Source organism: Vibrio sp. J383, from assembly GCF_023503985.1.
Classification (GTDB): Bacteria; Pseudomonadota; Gammaproteobacteria; order Enterobacterales; family Vibrionaceae; genus Vibrio; species Vibrio splendidus.
In genome coordinates this window covers 1,194,239-1,212,161 of sequence record NZ_CP097294.1, presented here as the reverse complement: position 1 = coordinate 1,212,161, position 17,923 = coordinate 1,194,239, and the positions used below count along the sequence as shown (strand labels likewise).

General features: G+C 42.7%; 14 protein-coding genes. 5 read left to right on the top strand and 9 right to left on the bottom strand.

Annotated elements, in window-relative coordinates; translation table 11 throughout:
• Positions 1-51: 51 nt before the first annotated feature.
• The 4 genes from fhuB to M4S28_RS21890 all read right to left on the bottom strand — a co-directional run bounded on the left by fhuB (position 52) and on the right by M4S28_RS21890 (position 6,329).
• Entirely contained in the window at positions 52-2,046 is a 1,995-nt protein-coding gene (gene fhuB / locus M4S28_RS21905) for a Fe(3+)-hydroxamate ABC transporter permease FhuB (protein ID WP_249632854.1), read from the bottom strand.
• Positions 2,046-2,984 carry an iron-siderophore ABC transporter substrate-binding protein gene (locus M4S28_RS21900; RefSeq protein WP_249632853.1) on the bottom strand — a complete coding sequence of 313 codons (939 nt, stop codon included), beginning with the start codon at positions 2,982-2,984 and terminating at the stop codon, positions 2,046-2,048. The genes fhuB and M4S28_RS21900 overlap by 1 nt, the downstream gene beginning before the upstream one ends.
• An 82-nt stretch (positions 2,985-3,066) precedes the next feature.
• A complete protein-coding gene (locus M4S28_RS21895; RefSeq protein WP_249632852.1) occupies positions 3,067-5,214 on the bottom strand; it encodes a TonB-dependent siderophore receptor in 2,148 nt (715 codons plus the stop codon).
• A gap of 206 nt (positions 5,215-5,420) precedes the next feature.
• Positions 5,421-6,329: an AraC family transcriptional regulator gene (locus M4S28_RS21890; RefSeq protein ID WP_249632851.1), complete on the bottom strand. Its 909-nt coding sequence runs from the start codon at positions 6,327-6,329 to the stop codon at positions 5,421-5,423.
• A 220-nt stretch (positions 6,330-6,549) separates the two neighbouring features.
• On the opposite strand from M4S28_RS21890, the gene M4S28_RS21885 reads away from it, so the two are divergent.
• Both M4S28_RS21885 and M4S28_RS21880 read left to right on the top strand, forming a co-directional pair.
• Entirely contained in the window at positions 6,550-7,311 is a 762-nt protein-coding gene (locus M4S28_RS21885; RefSeq protein ID WP_249633757.1) for a siderophore ferric iron reductase, read from the top strand.
• Positions 7,312-7,388: 77 nt separating this feature from the next.
• Entirely contained in the window at positions 7,389-8,174 is a 786-nt protein-coding gene (locus M4S28_RS21880) for an ABC transporter ATP-binding protein (protein WP_249632850.1), read from the top strand.
• Between the two features lie 212 nt (positions 8,175-8,386).
• On the opposite strand, the gene M4S28_RS21875 is transcribed toward M4S28_RS21880, so the two are convergent.
• The gene (locus M4S28_RS21875) at positions 8,387-9,580 is read right to left on the bottom strand and encodes a multidrug effflux MFS transporter (protein WP_004731540.1); all 1,194 of its coding nucleotides are present in this window, start codon (positions 9,578-9,580) and stop codon (positions 8,387-8,389) included.
• A gap of 270 nt (positions 9,581-9,850) precedes the next feature.
• On the opposite strand from M4S28_RS21875, the gene M4S28_RS21870 reads away from it, so the two are divergent.
• From M4S28_RS21870 to M4S28_RS21860, 3 genes are all read left to right on the top strand, one after another.
• The gene (locus M4S28_RS21870) at positions 9,851-10,936 is read left to right on the top strand and encodes a PQQ-dependent sugar dehydrogenase (protein ID WP_249632849.1); all 1,086 of its coding nucleotides are present in this window, start codon (positions 9,851-9,853) and stop codon (positions 10,934-10,936) included.
• A gap of 448 nt (positions 10,937-11,384) precedes the next feature.
• A complete protein-coding gene (locus M4S28_RS21865) occupies positions 11,385-11,594 on the top strand; it encodes a cold-shock protein (RefSeq protein ID WP_004731543.1) in 210 nt (69 codons plus the stop codon).
• Between the two features lie 326 nt (positions 11,595-11,920).
• Positions 11,921-12,976, top strand: coding sequence for a tyrosine-type recombinase/integrase (locus tag M4S28_RS21860; protein WP_249632848.1), 1,056 nt, complete (start codon positions 11,921-11,923; stop codon positions 12,974-12,976).
• A gap of 42 nt (positions 12,977-13,018) precedes the next feature.
• Here M4S28_RS21860 and M4S28_RS21855 read toward each other — a convergent pair whose 3' ends face one another.
• The 4 genes from M4S28_RS21855 to M4S28_RS21840 are packed head-to-tail and all read right to left on the bottom strand — an operon-like array spanning position 13,019 to position 17,875.
• Entirely contained in the window at positions 13,019-13,702 is a 684-nt protein-coding gene (locus M4S28_RS21855; RefSeq protein ID WP_249632847.1) for an HNH endonuclease family protein, read from the bottom strand.
• Positions 13,695-14,336, bottom strand: a complete 642-nt coding sequence (locus M4S28_RS21850) for a hypothetical protein (RefSeq protein WP_249632846.1) — start codon at positions 14,334-14,336, stop codon at positions 13,695-13,697. Before M4S28_RS21850 ends, M4S28_RS21855 begins: the two co-directional genes overlap by 8 nt.
• Positions 14,337-16,613, bottom strand: coding sequence for an ATP-binding protein (locus tag M4S28_RS21845; RefSeq protein WP_249632845.1), 2,277 nt, complete (start codon positions 16,611-16,613; stop codon positions 14,337-14,339).
• A complete protein-coding gene (locus M4S28_RS21840; protein WP_249632844.1) occupies positions 16,613-17,875 on the bottom strand; it encodes an N-6 DNA methylase in 1,263 nt (420 codons plus the stop codon). Before M4S28_RS21840 ends, M4S28_RS21845 begins: the two co-directional genes overlap by 1 nt.
• Positions 17,876-17,923 lie beyond the last annotated feature (48 nt).

Here is a 17,923-nt window from a genome sequence, read left to right as displayed (position 1 = left end):
CTTTGACTACCAATAGCTTTGATAATCAAAGACTCTCAGTTTTGGGAGAAGCTATGTTCTTCGAGATTTCAATAGCAAGAAGATGAAGTAGCTACCACCAATAATGGAAACTAACGTCCCTGCAGCGAGTTGAGCTGGGAATACCACGACTTGCCCTAACCAGTCTGCAAATAGCATGAGTGCAGCACCAATTAAAAACGACAATATGATCTGCTCTCGAACCAAACGAGCCCCCACCATTGCAGCGATATGCGGAGCTAACAAGCCGACAAACGCGACAGGTCCCATTGTGGTTGTCACGACCGAACATAAGATCGCAACAATGCACAACAATGCCACGTAAGCGATATTGATATTCAACCCTCTGGCACTCGCGAACTGACGTCCAGTCGCAATTAAGGTCACCCAACGACTCAACAGCAGAGACACACCAATACAAGCCGTTATCACAATGGTCATAATTACTGCCGACTCAGGTTCAACACGATAGGTAGACCCTGCTAACCAAGCCAATAAAGTGTATTTCCCTTCACCCACTCGCGTTAGAGAGAATTGCACCAAAGCTTCCAATACCGCGGTCAGCGAAATACCAGTGAGGATCAAAATCGATGGCGCGAACTGATGCTTCTTGCCAAGGAACAATAACAAACAGAGTGCAATCGCACTGCCCAGAAACGCAACCCACGGGCTTAGCGAGTGAATCGAATAGCCCATGAATAAGCTACTGAAAATCAACGCCAGAACCGCACTCGCCGACACACCAAGAATATCTGGGCTTGCGAGCGGGTTGTAGACCAATCTTTGTAAAATCACACCCGCCACCGCTAAGCCACCACCAGCGAATATCGCGGTTAACATTCTCGGCCAACGAATAGACCATTCAAATGCGTCTGGGATAACAAAGTAGCCCATATCAGAAGAAGGCTGTGACAATGCGCTCAACGCGAACAACCCGAAGATCATCAAGCCCAACAAGAAGTAAGCCAAAGATGAAATAGACTTCGGACCTTTAGGCATTGAGAAAAACAACTGATCTTGAGCAGACATTTGCTTTCTCGCAATAATGATCAACGCAGGAGCACCAATCACTGCGGTTGCCGTCCCTGTTGGAATCATGTCCAAAGACCACTGCGCCAAGAAGATCGCCAAACTGTCGGTGACACAAAGTAATAGCGCACCTAATACGCAGCTTGCGACGAGTTCAGATTTGGCCTTTAGAAAACCAACATGCCTAGCGATGTTCGGAGCTATCAAGCCGATAAAGCTGATCACGCCCACCGAGGTAATAGACACTGAAACTAACCACACACCCACCGCCATCAATACAAAAAATGTTGCGCCAATATTGAGCCCGCGCGCCGCAGCCCCTTCAGTCCCGATCGAGAGCAAAGTCAAGACTCTTGGCGCCAACAAGAATATGGCAAAAATCGGCAGTAACTTAGGCATCAACCACAGCACTTGTTCCCAGCCATTTTGCCCTAGGTCGCCCGCTCCCCATACAAACAGATTCTGTGCGTACTGGTCGTTAAGCAGAATAATCGCCGTTGCAAATGCACCTAGCAACAAGTTGACCGCCATGCCCGCCAATACAATTGGCAAGCCGCTCATGTTTTTGATTCCGACAATCGAAACAATCAGCCCCATCGCAAGCAGCGCACCGACCAAAGCAAACCAAACTGAATACTGAGCGACCAACATCGGCGCAACCACATTCAGAATAACCAGACCAAGCCATGCACCTGACGATGTACCGAGTGTCAGTGGAGACATCATGCGATTTTGTGTCAGTTGTTGAAACAAGCTACCGATGGTGCCAAGTGTTGCGCCAACCAAGATTGCCATGACCAAGCGAGGTAAATTGACATAGGCTAACGCCATCAACTCGAATGAATCATCGACCATTGAGTTGAATGTCGCGATATCACTGATCTGTGAGACTTGTTGAAGCAACTCACCAATAGGACCAAATTCAGACTGCCCTAACCATAAATGAACAAGGGCAGCACAAAACAACGCAACCCCCATCATAAAACTACTGGATTTCATTACTGCTCCGCTAGCGTCAACAACGATTGCGCCATGGCTTCTGCGTTATACAAGATCGACATAGCACCGCCGTAGCTCCAACTTGCCGCGACTGGGCTAAATTGACCATTGCGAACAAAGGGCATGCTCTTCCAAACCGGAGAACGGTCTAGCTTGTCTTGATACGGGAAAGGTTCAAAGTAAAGCGCAATACCGTTCTTCACGTTCTTAAGCTCGGTCATGCGTTTTTGACTGATGCCCCACTGACTTGCAGGAAGATCCATCGCATTGTCAAAGCCTAGCTGCTCAAGAGCATATTGCGGAATCGAGTTATCGCCGTAAATAAACACAGAAGTTGTACTCGCAAAACGGAAAGAGGTGACTTTCGGCTTGTCGCCCGAATACGCTTTATCTAACTCAGCTTTTAGAACAGCGATACGCTCATCCATTGCGGCCAGCTTTTGGTTCGCTTGTTCTTCTTTACCAAGCAACTGCCCGATCTTCTTGAAGTTCTCGATAGCAGCCGCTGCATTGCTGTGCTGGTCACTGTACGTTTGGTAGTAAAGCACGGGCGCAATTTCAGAAAGTCGTTCCTGAAGATCTTTCTGAGGAGAAGCGATAAGAATCACATCAGGGTTTAGCTTCTTCAAAGCAGAGAAATTAGGCTCAGTTCGAGTGCCAATATCTGCCACGCCTTCTGGAATCGCAGGTTGAACAACCCAATCTGTATAGCCAGCGATATCAGGCACTGCCATTGGTGTTACACCGAGTTCAATCACTTGTTCAGCAATGTCCCAGTTCAGCGCAGCCACTCTAACAGGCTGAGCATCAAGGGTTTTAACACCCTCACTGTCTTCAACTTGAAAGTTGGCCATCGCTTGAGCTGATAACAACAAGCTCAATGAGACAATGAACGAACTCACTTTAGGAAAACGAGAAGTAAAATAGTTGGCCTTCATATAATCACTGTCACTTTTAAAGTGTTTATTTAACGACAAAAGCAGCCTACACAGGCTGCTTAGATTTATGTATTCAAATGAATTAAAACTCGTAGTTCACGCTGAGTTCTACTGACTGCTCAGCACCGAACCAACAGTTCGATTGGTCGTAGCAGGTGTAGTACTCTTCATTAAACAGGTTATTAACGAGCAAGTTAGCCGTTGCACCTGACAGAGTTTCACTTGCTTCCCCTAGGTCATAACCTACGGATAAATCGACAACCGTATATGATGGTACTTTTCCTTGAGTATTCGTTGCATCCATCTCCATTTCACCCATGTAACGAGCACCTGCACTGAAGCGAGTTCCTGATAAAGCACCACCATAGACATAGTAATTGCTCCATAGATTAGCGGCATGTGTCGGTACATAGATAGGTGTAGTGCCTTCTAGATCTGGGTTCGCATCTTCAGTCACTTCCATGTCGACATACGTATAGCTCGCATTAACATCCCAATCTTCAGTTACAAACCATCTGCCTTCAACTTCGACACCTTGAGAACGCACTTCGCCTAACTGAATCTTAGAGCGATACGTTGGATCTGATGGATCGGCAGCAATTGAATCTTTCTTAGTAATGTAAAAGTATGATGCTGTAAGTTGCTGTGCCATATCAGCAGACAGGTATTTCACACCTAGTTCGACTTGCTCACCCAGCTGAGGTTTCAACGAGTTACCGTTAATATCAGTACCAGCAGCTGGTTCAAAACTCGTCGCGTAACTTACAAATGGAGAGATGCCATTATCTAACTCATACAAAGCACCTACGCGGTAAGAGAACTGATTGTGATCCGCTTTTTCTGTGCCATCGCTTGTTGGGTAAGTGCTCGTTTTATCGTCACTCGCTTTGAACATGTCGTAACGTCCACCAGCAAGTAAAACCAGCGCGTCGTAGCGAACTTGATCTTGGAAATACAAGCCCAGTTGCTCGGTCGTGATGTCATGTGATTCACGATAATTCTCTTGTAGCTGACTCTTATCAAGCAAATCATTATTCGGGTTGTATGCATTAAATCCGTAGAAACCAGCGTTCGCGGTGAACTCTTGATACAAAGAGTCGCCCGTCAGCTTTAGGTAATCGAGACCAAACAATAAGTTATGCTCTAGCCCAGCAACCTCGACGCGACCTGATACTTGGTTGTCGATAACAAAGCTTTGAGAGTCTTCATCCGTGCTATACACATTTCGAATTAAGCTACCAGTTGCGGCGTTAAAATTCGTACCGCGATGGTAGGTGTTTTCTTGATATAGCGACGCATCGGAATAACGAGCATTCTGAAGGAAAGTCCAGTTGTCATTGATTTGATGGTTAATTTTGTAACCTAACATCAAGACTTCACGTTCAAAAGTACTCCAGTTCTTGTCGCCCATCGACACAGATGGTTCACTTGCCTTCAATACTTCGAGCGGCATTGCAGAGTTAGTACCCATTGACGGATCATTCTGATAGTAAAGATTGAAGTTAATAAGTGTTCTATCAGATACCTGCCAATCTAGCGATGGAGCAATCACATAACGCTCTTCTTCAGCGTTATCAACTTGGCTGTCTTGTTTACGAGCGAGTGCAACTAAACGATATGAAAAGTCACTGTCACCTAACTGACCTGAAGTATCAATTGACGCTTCCATCAAGTTTCTTGAGCCTGTAGATACACCCACTTTTGTCGACCCGTCTTCTTGCGGTGCCTTCGCGATCATGTTGACCATACCACCCGGCGGCATCGATCCATACAACACAGACGTAGGGCCTTTAAACACTTCAACTTGCTGAATCGCAATAGGGTCGATCTGAGGTTGCAGGTTCCATCCAGTCAGGAACGGCAGAATCAAGCCATCGTAGTAACTCTGATTGTTACTAAACCCACGAATCGAGAACGTATCGTACATGGTTACTGATGCGCCCTTTTGCTCAGTCACAACACCCGGCGCGTATCTAAGCGCTTGGTTAAGAGACTTTACACCTCGTTGCTCTAACTGTTCTTCATCAATGACTGTAATACCTTGAGGTGTTTCTTCTGGCTCAAGTGCCGATTTAGTTGCTGTATTACGATAGGCTTTACCCATAATAGTGACAGTTTCTACATTCGAATCTGCCGCAGTAACGGTTTCTTCCGCCAATGCTTGCGCTGAGAACGCAGTCAGCAACGCTACTGCCAATGATGAATACTTAAAACGAGTGTGAGTGGTCATAATTCCCTCGGTACCAATGCTTAATATAAATAATAATAAATCTCATTTGCATTGTATGTATCTAGAGGTGGGATAATTAACAATTTGGTGCAAATTCAAAAAGAACTTGACCTATTTTTAGTAGAAAACGGTCAATTGCTGATTAAAAAGACAATTGACCCTATTGAGAGGAAGGCTTTGCTAGAAGAGAGTGAGCGGGAATATGACTACGATTTAATAATAGGAACCCAGTACTCCATTTCAGCGTCAGAGGCATGTGCTTGATAGGCAAACGGGTACACTTCAAGCTCATATCCATCGACACCACGATAACCTGAACTTGGCATCCAATTCAGCACAAACCAACTCAAGGTGTGTCGTAAATTCTCAATTGGACCACAGTGCTTCACTACAGCATAAGTTTGCTTAGGAACCGTCAGTACCTCTAACCTTTCAGAGATAATACTCGGTAATTGCGGGATTGAAATTCCTTCCTGAAGCTCTACCCCTGCCCAATAGTGAATATTCGTCCCGTCAAAGCAAGACTGAGTCAGGTCAACCACGCCAATGAACTGGAGCACGTTGTCGTCAGGGATCTCAACTTCACCCTCTAAACGTGACCATAGCTGAGGGACTTTCTGAGCGAAGTCTTGCGTGAGTGAAAACAAACCACTGATTTCTGATGTTATGCCTTTCACTAGGAAAGACTCTCTTTCATCAATGCGCACTTCCACAAAGCTTAACGCCCCTTTTTCAGAAGTACTCGCTGTTTCAGATACTTGTATCGGCTTTCTTAGCCCGACTCTTTTTCCTGCTTTTCTATACTGACTTGGGCTAGACCCAAACATCTGCTTAAACGAGCGGCTAAAGCTTATTTCTGAATTGAACCCGAGCCCAAGAGCAATATCTATCACGCGCTCTTTTCCATCAAGCAGGTGTTCTGCAGCTTGGCTTAACTTTAGCTCTCTCACATAGTTAGCCACAGTAAGCCCTGTTTCGGCTTGAAACACTCTTTGAAGCTGCCAACGAGACCAACAGCTTTGTGTCGCAATATCTTCTAACGATAGCGAGGAGCTAAGGTTCGAATGGATATAGGTCAAAACGCGACTGATACGACCAAATGCAGGTGTGTTCATATTTAAGCTTTCATATTCTCTATAGTTGGCAGCGACATATTCGATTCACCAATACTTTTATCATTTAAAACGGCTTTTATCACTCAAAAAAAGAAGCACTCATGTGTGTTCTATAAAATGACCAAAAGACAGAGGCACCGAGTAGATGCTCCATTTTGTATGGTTATCCTCGATTATGTCCGTTATGATAACGCTACTGATTCTCATTTAATGGTTTATGATGCTTTCCCAGCTGCACAATATTATCACTCGTCGGAGAGCCCCGTCTCTACATCAGAAAATCTTCGCTCACTCAAAACAAGTGACACCTTATTTAAGTGGAAGCTTTGGTATTCTGCATAGCAAGAGCATTGCAATAACGAATGATGATAGCCATAAAGAAATCAAACGAGTTTACGATGGCCTTGCGCAGAGCCACCCTGAAGCAGGCAAAGCCTATTGGTTAACCCGAACGTGGGATCTGGTTTGCTGGCAACCAATCTACGTGACCTTTATATCTATCTACGGCCTTCACTCACTGCCTGATATTAAGAACATCGGCCAGTTTAGGTACAAAGAATTTGTCACAGGCTACCGTTTCTTTAATGGTGATCATCAACACGGTTCACCAGAAGAACTGATTCCACAAGCAGGCGAAGCTATTCTTGCACTCACAGAGTTTTATCGTAGCCAGATTAGTGAGTGGACACGTATTCGTCCGGGGTTTACCAATCATCTACTTGCTGATCTATTACTAGGCAGCTTGATAAAACTACAGCAGCACGAACCGAGCCTAACCAACGATTATATCATTGAACAAGCTAAGCTTTGGTTAGAAGCATGCCAGTTACCTGAAAATCATTTAGACAGCCTTAAAATAGACGCTGATTCGGGGATGCTAAAACTGATCAGAATCAGCTGCTGCTTAGTTTATAAGTGCGACTCTAGAAAGTATTGCGACGATTGCCCAAGACACCCCGACAACAAAAAAGCAGCTCAATAACACCCACTATTTTTAAAAACCAATAAAGCTCGTTTGATTTCACTGAATCGTTTTATTGGTCTAGGCACAGGACTGACATGTTTCAGCTTTCAAACATCAAAATTGTTCGTGATGAACGAACCATTCTCTCAATCGAAAACCTCACGATTCCGACCAACGAACTGACCGTCGTTCTTGGCCATAACGGTTCAGGTAAATCTACACTCGTTAATTTACTCTCAGGGCAGATGTCACCGGAACATGGCAGCGTGGAACTAGACGGCGCTTCCCTCTCTTCATTCAAAAGCAAAGACTTAGCCAAGCAGATTGCTTATTTACCGCAAAAGCTCCCGGCCTCTGCTGGCTTAACAGTCGAAGAGCTGGTTCGTTTAGGACGCTTCCCATGGCGAGGCGCACTAGGTCGTTGGAATTCAGAAGACAAATCGATTATCCAACAAGCGATGGAAAGAACCGGTGTCACTGAATTCTCACAAGCTTTGGCGGATGATCTATCTGGAGGAGAACGTCAACGAGCATGGGTCTCTATGTTACTAGCTCAGCAGTCACCGGTATTGATCCTTGATGAACCGACCTCTGCATTGGATGTTCATCATCAGTTTCAGCTAATGGGCTTACTGTCTGAACTCAACAAAAAAGAAAGTGTTGGGGTGATAGTTATTTTGCACGATTTGAACCTAGCGCTTCGTTACGCGACGCACATTGTCGCCCTGAAAAAAGGTCAGATTGCGTTCGAAGGGAGCGCGGATAAGTTACTCGATGAAGAGGCTTTGTCAGCACTGTATGAGTCCCCTATCCGACTGATCGATCATCCAGTTCCAGCCAATACTGCAGCAAGTGAGAAGGTTGCAGTCGTCTGTGAATAGTTCGGGCATTTTAGTTTAAATCTAAGCACTAAGCTCTAAGCTCTAAGCTCTAAGCTCTAAGCTCTAAGCTCTAAGCTCTAAGCATAATAAAGGCCATTGAAATCATAAACTTCAATGGCCTTTTCGTTTTTCACTCACTAGCTAGCTAGCTAAATACTAAATAACCAAATAACCAAATAACCAAATAACTAAATAACTAAATAACTAAATAACTAGCTAAGCTGGGACTCTCTCGCTTCTTGGCTACTGAAACCACGTAAAATATTAAATAGGGTAATCAGGGTGAACAACATGATGACAAGCGATAGATGCCACGCTTCTCCTAGTCCTAACTGAACCAGCCCCATACTCACCATTGAAGACACCACCATCTGCCCTCCGCCAGACATCGCAGCAGCCGCGCCAGCGTTCTTCTTATAAGGCAACATCACCAAGGCCTGAGCACAAGGTAAAGCAATACCATTGCCAAGAATCATCAAGAACTGGCCAAGCATGAGATACAAAGGCTCAAGTGGACAAAAGAAAAGCCACAACGCTGCAGCAACATGTAATACAGGTGTGCATAACAGAGTTTTCTTGTTACCCAGCATAGGGCGAATACGGTTACATAAGCTTGTTCCGCCCAGCATACCTAATGCAGGAATCACCGCCCACATCGCGTATTCATCTGACGTCATGCCAATCTGATTTTGCATGATAAATGGCATCACTGATACGGTGGTGATCATCAAGCTAAAGTTAAGCCAGCCAATACTCGCAAAGCTCATAAAATAACGAGACGTAAGTAACTCTTTATATTGAGAAACCATTTTCTTCGGGGAAGGGATAGCCGAAACCTGAGTAACGGTTTCCTTAAACTTGAACGCCAATACCACCCAAGCCAGTGAGACATAGCCAAGTAGTGAGATAAACACCATACTCCAGCCAAAGTGGAAGTTAATAAACCCACCGATAACAGGCGCGATCAAAGGTGTTATAGAGGCAACCATCGCAATATAAGACATCGCCAAAGGCAAGTCTGCGCCGTTGAATCTATCGCGCGTCGAGGCACGAGCAAGTACAGCGCAACAGCCAGTTCCTAGGCCTTGCAGAAATCGCCCCATCACCATATTGGTAAACGAGTGGCTGAAGAAAATGATCATCAATAGTCCCAGCATGGCGATTAATAATCCGCTCAGCAGTACTTTCTTGCGCCCGAGAGCATCGGAAATAGGGCCATAAATAAACTGGGAAGGCCCAAAACCTAATAGGTACACGCTTACCAATAGCTGGGCTTGCTCTAGTGATACATCGAAGTCTTTGGCGATCCAAGGTAGTGATGGAAACACCAGTCCCATACTGAGTTGGCCGATACTGATGACCAAACACGCAAGTAAGATAGATTTAAAATCAAATCGACGACTCATCGTTTAATACGTCCGTTCGAAGAAAAAACGTGCGTATCTAACTCACAACATAAAAACTGAGAAAATAGCGAAAATGCTGCTGGCGAGTTGTTCATAATGCTCCGACGGGATCAAATAGAGAAAAGCACAGTAAACATACGTGAGCTTGTATAATCATACAATAGGCGTTCAACTAAATATGTGAATAGTCACTTTTCAGCAACCTCAGCTTTCCGCCTGCCCACGACAAGCGCTAGACTAACACTAGACGCTCATAATCAAGGGACTTCAATGAACACTCATCACCGTATTTTTTCATGTGCTTTGGCGCTGCTTGCTCTTGCTCCTATAACGTCAGCCTTTGCGTGGCAGGCAGAGAAGATCACCGACGGACTCGTGATCCCTTGGGGGTTGGCTTATATCAACGACAACTCCATGCTAGTAACAGAAAAATCAGGTGTCATTAAACACATTGATTTAAAGACCGGTGATCAAAACACATTGTTCAGGCTGCCAAATGTTTGGGCGAAAGGCCAAGGTGGATTATTGGATATCGCACTCTCCCCTTTTGAAAACGGAAGGTTCTACGTCACTTATAGTAAAGACGTCGATGGTGAAGGTGTAACGACACTGGCTTCTGCTAATTACAGTAATAATGAAATCACTAATTGGACAGACGTGTTTGTGTCGAAATCCAGAACGGACACAGGGCGTCACTTTGGTAGCCGTATCACCTTTGATGATAGCCACCTGTATTTTTCAATCGGCGATCGTGGTGACAGGGACAGCGGCCAAGACACCATGACTCATTCAGGCTCAATATTGCGATTAAATGCCGATGGAAGCACACCAAGCGATAACCCATTCACTGATAACAACAAAGTACTCAATGAGATTTGGAGCTATGGCCATCGTAATCCACAAGGGTTGTTCTATGATGCCCCGACTCAAAAACTTTGGTCGATTGAACACGGCCCGCGCGGTGGTGATGAAATCAACCTAATAAAAGCAGGCGCCAACTATGGATGGCCAGTCACATCACACGGAAAAGAGTATTGGGGCCCAATTAACGTTGGCGAGTCTAAAACCAAAGATGGTATTGAAGCGCCTAAAAAAGTCTACGTTCCTTCAATCGCTCCGGGGAGCTTGATTGTTTACCAAGGCGATAAATACCCAGAGTTAAAAGGAAAGTTGCTGGCTGGCGCACTTAAGCTTACTCACATTAATATTGTGACAGTCAATGAACAAGGTGAGGCAATCAAGGAAGAACGTATTTTAGAAGACTTAGGCGAAAGGATAAGAGACATCGAAAATTCACCAAGCGGCGACATTTTTTTCAGTACCGATAATGGCAACCTGTACCGCTTGAAAAAGTAGTCTAGTTCTCGTTCAAGTAAAGACATTTCCCTTACAACGACAGTTATAAATATAAGCCGTTAAAAGTGGGCTCAGCACCCAGTTAGCGGCTTCTAATTTGCAAAAATAAATGCGCTAAAACAGTGCATTCACTCCAAATTCGTCATCAATTTCGACCACTATTTTCACAAAAACGACAACAAATCACCATACAACTGTAACTCCATGATATTTAAGGAATGCAAAGTTTGACTACCCCCAAGTTTCTGCAACCTTTCACTATGGATTCGATTGACTATCCCCTGATTTGATTTAGACTTCATCTCGGCTAGAAAGAAAGTTCTTTGTATATAAACATTTCGTTGGATTACTAGTAACCCCGTTGTGTTGTACGCAATAGCAATAAACTTTTCCGCGCTATCAGTGCCACAATTGGCTCATAATAAAAATTTAATTTTAGGATATCATCATGTCTAACACAGTTACTGGTAAAGTAAAATGGTTCAACGAAACTAAAGGCTTCGGCTTCATCGAGCAAGAAAACGGCCCAGACGTATTCGCACATTTTTCTGCAATCACAGGCGACGGTTTCAAAACTCTTGCTGAAGGCCAACAAGTTGAGTTCACTGTATCTCAAGGTCAAAAAGGCCCTCAAGCTGACAGCATCAAAGTACTTTAATTTAGTATTTTAAAGCTTTCTAAAAATAGCCAGCCTCTGCTGGCTATTTTTTTACCCGCTATTCAGAGATTTAAGGTAATATTCCCCCTCACTATTTCTACCTAAGACACCCTATCAATGGCTCTTAAACCGACAATCTATAAGTTTCATTAAAATACGCCAATCCCTGTCCCACCTAGCATTAGCCACATACACCATTATTTTCAAACACTTAATGTAAATAACAACCTAGAAGAACTTTGATAAACTGCTATAATCTTTGAACCTTGGTACACCTTTTGTACCCCTCAAATCACCCTTTTGGTACACCTCAGAGGCACACGTTCATGGCATCTTATAGTATTGAAAAGCGAACTCTAGCGAGCGGTGAATCTCGCTACAAAGCCACCGTTACCGTGAAACATCGAAGCAAAATTGCTCAACGTTTTTCCAAAACTCATAAGAAGAAAACGCTCGCTACTGCCTGGGCAAAAAATGAAGTCCGAAAGATAGACGAAGGTGAAACTCAAGACCGTTCTGTACCCATTGGCCAGCTGCTAGACATGTTCATTGAAAACAAAAACCTCTGGGACAATACTGGCCGATCTAAACAAACCGTATTAAAAATGCTCCGCGATTGTGACATAGCAAAAATCTATTCCGATGAGCTAACCACTAAAGACTTGATTGAGCACTGCCAAGATAGATGCAGTACAGGAACCAAGCCTTCTACCGTCTATTCCGACATCTATTATTTACGTTCGGTATTCAAACGAGCTAAGCCTGTATTCAACGTTGCCGCGAACGTGAATACATTCTTAGAAGCAACACCTATCCTGTATGAAATGAAACTCATCGGTAAATCAGAGAAACGAACAAGACGCCCTACTACCGATGAAATAGACCTGTTAAAAGAAGCACTAGAAGAACGTGAGCAACGCAGAGAAAACAAAATCCCCTACTCAATGCTTCTAGACTTCAGCATCCTGAGCTGTATGAGAGTAAGCGAAGTTTGTGGTATTCGGTGGGAAGACTTAAACGAAGAACTTAGAACAGTGATCGTACGTGACCGAAAAGACCCACGTAAGAAAGAAGGCAACCACATGGTCGTTCCTCTACTCGGTGAAGCATTCGATATTGTAATGAAGCAAGAGCGTAAAGGAGAGTTGATATTTCCTTACAACCCACGCTCAGTTGGACGAGGTTTTGTTGAAGTGTGTCAAAAGGTTGGAATTGATAACCTGCGCTATCATGACCTACGCCGTGAAGGTGCAAGCCGTTTGTTCGAGAAAGGCTTTTCCATTGAGGAAGTAGCTCAAGTAACTGGTCATAGAAACCTAAACACCTTGTGGCAGGTATATACCCAGCTGTTTCCACATAAATTACATGAACGTAAAATATAAAAAGCACGCGATTCTTAACACGTGCCTTTTCCTAGAAGGAAATTATTTGATACTTATAAACCTTGTTCTAAAAGCTTCTACATCAATAATTTGCTGCATGCACTCATCACCACTTTTAGTGCCAGTACGCCAATGTAGAGTCGTTTCTTCTGTCATTTGAGCAAGTAAATCTTCAATATCATTTACAACTTTAGTGATCACTCGCTTCTGCCTTATAAACACACGGTTTGGTCTATTTAAGTGCATACGTTCAATCATGTATTGTGCTGGGTTTTTAGGATGCGGTTGATCCATTGCTTTGACATAAATGCGTCCGTCAGCGCTAACTTTGACGAATTTATGAAGATCTTCACGAAATCGGTCTACATAGCCTTTACCTGAAGAATAGTTATAGCCATTTATTGTATTCTCACATCCATGCCAATCTTTACTCTTAAGTACATTACATTTTTGACAAGACAAATGTAGATTATATGGATGTTGAACTAGTATTCCGTTGAACTTATTAATGAATACATCTTTTGGCCTAAAATGATCAAGAGAGAAACGCTCACCACCACATTCTTTTTCTGTTGCATCACAATATACACACCGATGTAAGCAATCTTCCGACACCTTATCGTAATTGCTTTGATAATTAGAGGCCGCGTAAAAGCGACCATGAGCGCTGTAATAATGATTAATAGGCTGACGCTTCAGACAAGGGAAAAACAGTTCTCTATTCACTCGAATTACCACCTTTAAAGGCTTGAATTTCTTCATAAAGAGCTTGCAAGTCTCTCGATTGACGATCTAATTTCGCCAAGCTCTCATCAGAGATGACCGCTTCATCAACTAAGGTCTTACTACGCACAACATTCAATTCATCATATTCAACTTTTTCTTCTTCAGTCAAAGGCTCTACTAACGACTTCCCAAACAACTCATCGAATCGCTTAGCTTGTTCTGTTTTTATAGTCTTGAGAGTCTTAATATGTCGAAAGAATCGTTTGGCATACTGGTCCTTACTCTCATCCCAACTATTCTTGTCGATAGCAAATTCAATATTTCCAAGAGGCTCTTCAACCCTAGTAAGATCACTAGTCAATATGTAGATTGGGATTGAAGGGTCATTTACTCTGATTCTCTCTATAAGCTCACTTCCCATAAACTCGGCAATACCTTCATGCACTAAATCCTCATCAATGAAATATGTAACTTTGTCTTCAATTAGAGATAGAGTGTGGAGCATACTTTCAAGATCAGGGCTTAGCTCCGGGCATTCAATACTATACTCAGAACCAAATACACGACTTAGGCGTCTTTGATATGTTCGACGAACAGCGGCGCTGTCATCGATAAATACGATAGTTCCTGACATTTAATTATCCTGCATAACTTCTATATAAAAACCAGCTCCACCTAAAGGAGAAAACTGTTCTGCATAAATCCTACCTGCCATGTTGTCTTCAATTTGCCCTTTAATAATAGCCAACCCCATACCAGTTCCCTTCACGTTACCTTTTCGATCCGTTTTTGAACTTTGCATTGCTAGAAAAATAGACTCTTCTTGCCCAGACTCCAATCCACAACCAGAATCAAGAAAACCAACCCTAAGCTTAGTACCTCCAACGCGTTCAAATATTACATTTATCTTTCTTTGTTCTCTTGGCGTTTTGGACACAGCCCAAATAGAGTTAGTTATTAGATTTATGGCAATACTTTCCCAATCAATACGGAATGAACGGACATTAAAATCGCTTTCATTGATTTTTTCAAATTTACATTCAACATCTAATCCCATATTCTCAAATGTAGCACTCATAAGCTCAAAGATATATTTGAAGATCTCAGGTACATTATTTTTTGTTCGAGTTCGTTTATCAGGTTGAACATTATTAATAGCTAACTCAGAAAAACTATTTACATATCTTGTTCCATCAATGACATCGTTAGTAATCTCGGTTAGGTCATCATAGTTCAGTGGTATACTCCCAGATCGACTATCCTCAAAGACATCCAATAGCTCTCTAGCATTCTCTAATGCTACTGCAGAATGAGTTTTTATTTCATGACCAAAGCAAACTGTTAACACACCAATTGAAGCTAGATTTGTTAACGTATTCTTCTGCTCTTCAAGCTTTTCTCTATCTTTTTCTAATTGTTTATAGTAGGCATCGACCGCTCGCTCATGCGCTATTTTCGCCTTTTCAAGCTCTTTCACTCGCTGATAAACAGTGTGTGCCGCTGGCAGTTTTTTCTTCTTTTTCTTGCGCTTCTGACTAAATGTGTTCTTTAACTCTTCAATAACTTCCGTAAGCTCATCATCTGACTGCTGGAACATTTTCTTAAGTTCTTCAGCTAAATCTAAATCCTCATGATTTTGGGCATCTTTATGAGCTAGTAATTCGAAAGCACTAATCACTTTTAACGCGAACATGCGTAACTGCATGTAAGCGTCATTCTCAACAATACCTTCTCGATTTGCTTGATCATTAAGTATCGCGTTTTTAGTTTTTGATATACTAACAGCACCTATGATTTGATTTGGACCAATACGCCAGCCACCTTGTTTGATACCACCAGGACTAGAGGCTTTTCTTAGGCCAATATCAAGCCAATCCCCTTTACCATTAGGCTCACCATATGGTCGAACCCTAAAGTCATCACGATATATTCGAATACCTTGATTCAACTTCATAAATTCAGACCAATTGGTTCGACTCATTTTTACTTTTGACCAGAACTCTCGTTTAGAAACCATATAATGGAATTCAAACTGTAGAGGCCCAAATAATGGTTTATCACCTTGGTTCGATACCCAGTGTTTCCATGAGACAGGAGCCTGTACAATCGTTTCACCACTGGTGTTATTCTTGAAAGTAAGTTTTACCTGACCAACATTATCAACAGACGCTTTAATTTCCCAACTAGCTGCAGATAGTATCTCTTGTGAGTCAATAACTTCTTTAGTCGGTTTCTTGCCCTTCCTGAATTGACTAAGCTCAATACTAAAGTCATTCAGTGACCTGTATGGTGATATAAGAAGCCTTAATTCTTCTTTCAAATCACTTAAGAAAGCCTGATCCCAATTATCTCTCAATCCAATTAGAACCATATAGGTCCCTTTATTTTCGGTTGAGGTAAATATATCTCCATATTTATCAACAATTGGTAAGTCAAGCTCAAAAACTTCATGCTCTATATCGAAGATTGAAGCATTGCTACCTTCATACTTACGCCAGTCAACAACTAACTGTGTTGCTTTATCAGAGCCTTCCTCTTTCGTATAAAGAACCACTTTTTGACATAATCGATCTAATCCCAACCGACCAAGTCCTTTTGCTCCAGTCATCACACGCTTTTTTATAGTTGATCGTTCCACACCAAGCTTTGAATCAGTTCCTATCTTTAACCAATGGTTATACAGAGTCTCAAGCCCCATCCCGTTACCATCATCTTTTAAAATCATTGTTGATAACGCAGGGTCTTGACGCAAATAAAACTGCAACTGAACATCTTCAGCATCCGCATCAAACGCATTTTTGATGAGCTCCGATACAGCCACTGTCGAGCTCGAAATGCTCTCTCGCCCCAATTGCATTGGGACACGAGCTGACATATCAAAAGGTTTCTTTGCCAACAATCTACGAGCCATTATTTTTCCTCCACAAATGGGATATCTTTTATAACACCGACAGTTAAGTGTCGTAATCGAATGCGTTCATTTAAAAAGTCATTAGTTTTTTGAGTTTGGAGTACCTGCATAAGTTTCTTACAAGTTTTCAATTTCCCATCCTTAGGTTTAACAACAATCATATGATTCTCTATTGCTACCGGTTCACGAAGATTTATTAATGTCGCTGATGCGCGATTTCTATCCGATGGGCTAGATGTTCTTTTGATTACTACAAATGGAGGGGTTAGGACTTTACCCGTAAAGCGCCTTATCTCAACGGCTTCACGAACAACCCCCCATTGAGGGCATATTTTAGGGTAAAAGTATGGATACTCAGGCCCATCTTCTGGGTCACGATAGGCAACTAATGGGCCTGTCCGAACGTCAAAATAATCAGAAATGCATACGGAGTTCTGCTCAGCGTTATGCCATTTAATGAGATTGACTGCTGTCTTAATTTTTCCTGAAAGCAAGAAGACATCCACGTCTGTTTTACGGTTAAAACGCCCCCAAACTTCTACTGTTGCGCTCATTGATTGAGAAGTAAATGACCTAAAATCATCATACCTACTACCCGAGCGGAGAACATCTGGCAAAATCGCACTAATACTGCAGTCTTCTGGTAAAAGTCTAAGGTAATGATCAAATACAATACCAGCGGCATTGACCTTTCCCTCTTTCCAATAGTTTTCTTTAGGCGATGGCCAAATAGTAAAAGGAGGATTCATCAGTACATGACTTATTTTTTCAAGCTCTAGCTTCTCTACACTCAAAGCATCTTTAACGAGAATATTTGGGAGTAGCTCAAATGCCTCATCTAAGTCACAGTCTTGCTCAACACCACGATTTAAAGCTTCGACGACAATTCTAAGTTTAGTTGCTTCAATAAAGTGGGCGTGAAGATCAAAGCCCCAAAGGACTTTTCCCCAGGCTAACAAAGTTGTTGATAGTGTAGATTCAACACCAAGGGTCCTTGATGCTTCGATTAATAGATTGCCAGCACCACATGTTGGATCCAAGACAACAGAACGAGAAGTGATAACTGGTAGTAAAGCTACAGCTTTTGTAGCCAATTTTTGACCTGTAAAAAAGCTACCCGCCTCACGCATTTCTTCAATCGTCAGTAACTCTCTCAATACCAAATCAATATTATCTAAATCCACTAAGCTGCGGAACTGTTCTTTATCAGGAGAGAGGAGTAACTTACGCATCGCTGCGTTATGTGAAGTAAGGGCGTTCATTATAGTAATCTGCAGGAAATTTTAGCTATTGTATCATTAAAACTTAAT

Excerpts from the sequence above, each read along its gene's own strand:
- fhuB (WP_249632854.1), bottom strand. The coding sequence starts at position 2,046 with ATGAAATCCAGTAGTTTTATGATGGGGGTTGCGTTGTTTTGTGCTGCC.
- M4S28_RS21900 (WP_249632853.1), bottom strand. The coding sequence starts at position 2,984 with ATGAAGGCCAACTATTTTACTTCTCGTTTTCCTAAAGTGAGTTCGTTC.
- M4S28_RS21895 (WP_249632852.1), bottom strand. The coding sequence starts at position 5,214 with ATGACCACTCACACTCGTTTTAAGTATTCATCATTGGCAGTAGCGTTG.
- M4S28_RS21890 (WP_249632851.1), bottom strand. The coding sequence starts at position 6,329 with ATGAACACACCTGCATTTGGTCGTATCAGTCGCGTTTTGACCTATATC.
- M4S28_RS21885 (WP_249633757.1), top strand. The coding sequence starts at position 6,550 with ATGCTTTCCCAGCTGCACAATATTATCACTCGTCGGAGAGCCCCGTCT.
- M4S28_RS21880 (WP_249632850.1), top strand. The coding sequence starts at position 7,389 with ATGTTTCAGCTTTCAAACATCAAAATTGTTCGTGATGAACGAACCATT.
- M4S28_RS21875 (WP_004731540.1), bottom strand. The coding sequence starts at position 9,580 with ATGAGTCGTCGATTTGATTTTAAATCTATCTTACTTGCGTGTTTGGTC.
- M4S28_RS21870 (WP_249632849.1), top strand. The coding sequence starts at position 9,851 with ATGAACACTCATCACCGTATTTTTTCATGTGCTTTGGCGCTGCTTGCT.
- M4S28_RS21865 (WP_004731543.1), top strand. The coding sequence starts at position 11,385 with ATGTCTAACACAGTTACTGGTAAAGTAAAATGGTTCAACGAAACTAAA.
- M4S28_RS21860 (WP_249632848.1), top strand. The coding sequence starts at position 11,921 with ATGGCATCTTATAGTATTGAAAAGCGAACTCTAGCGAGCGGTGAATCT.
- M4S28_RS21850 (WP_249632846.1), bottom strand. The coding sequence starts at position 14,336 with ATGTCAGGAACTATCGTATTTATCGATGACAGCGCCGCTGTTCGTCGA.
- M4S28_RS21845 (WP_249632845.1), bottom strand. The coding sequence starts at position 16,613 with ATGGCTCGTAGATTGTTGGCAAAGAAACCTTTTGATATGTCAGCTCGT.
- M4S28_RS21840 (WP_249632844.1), bottom strand. The coding sequence starts at position 17,875 with ATGAACGCCCTTACTTCACATAACGCAGCGATGCGTAAGTTACTCCTC.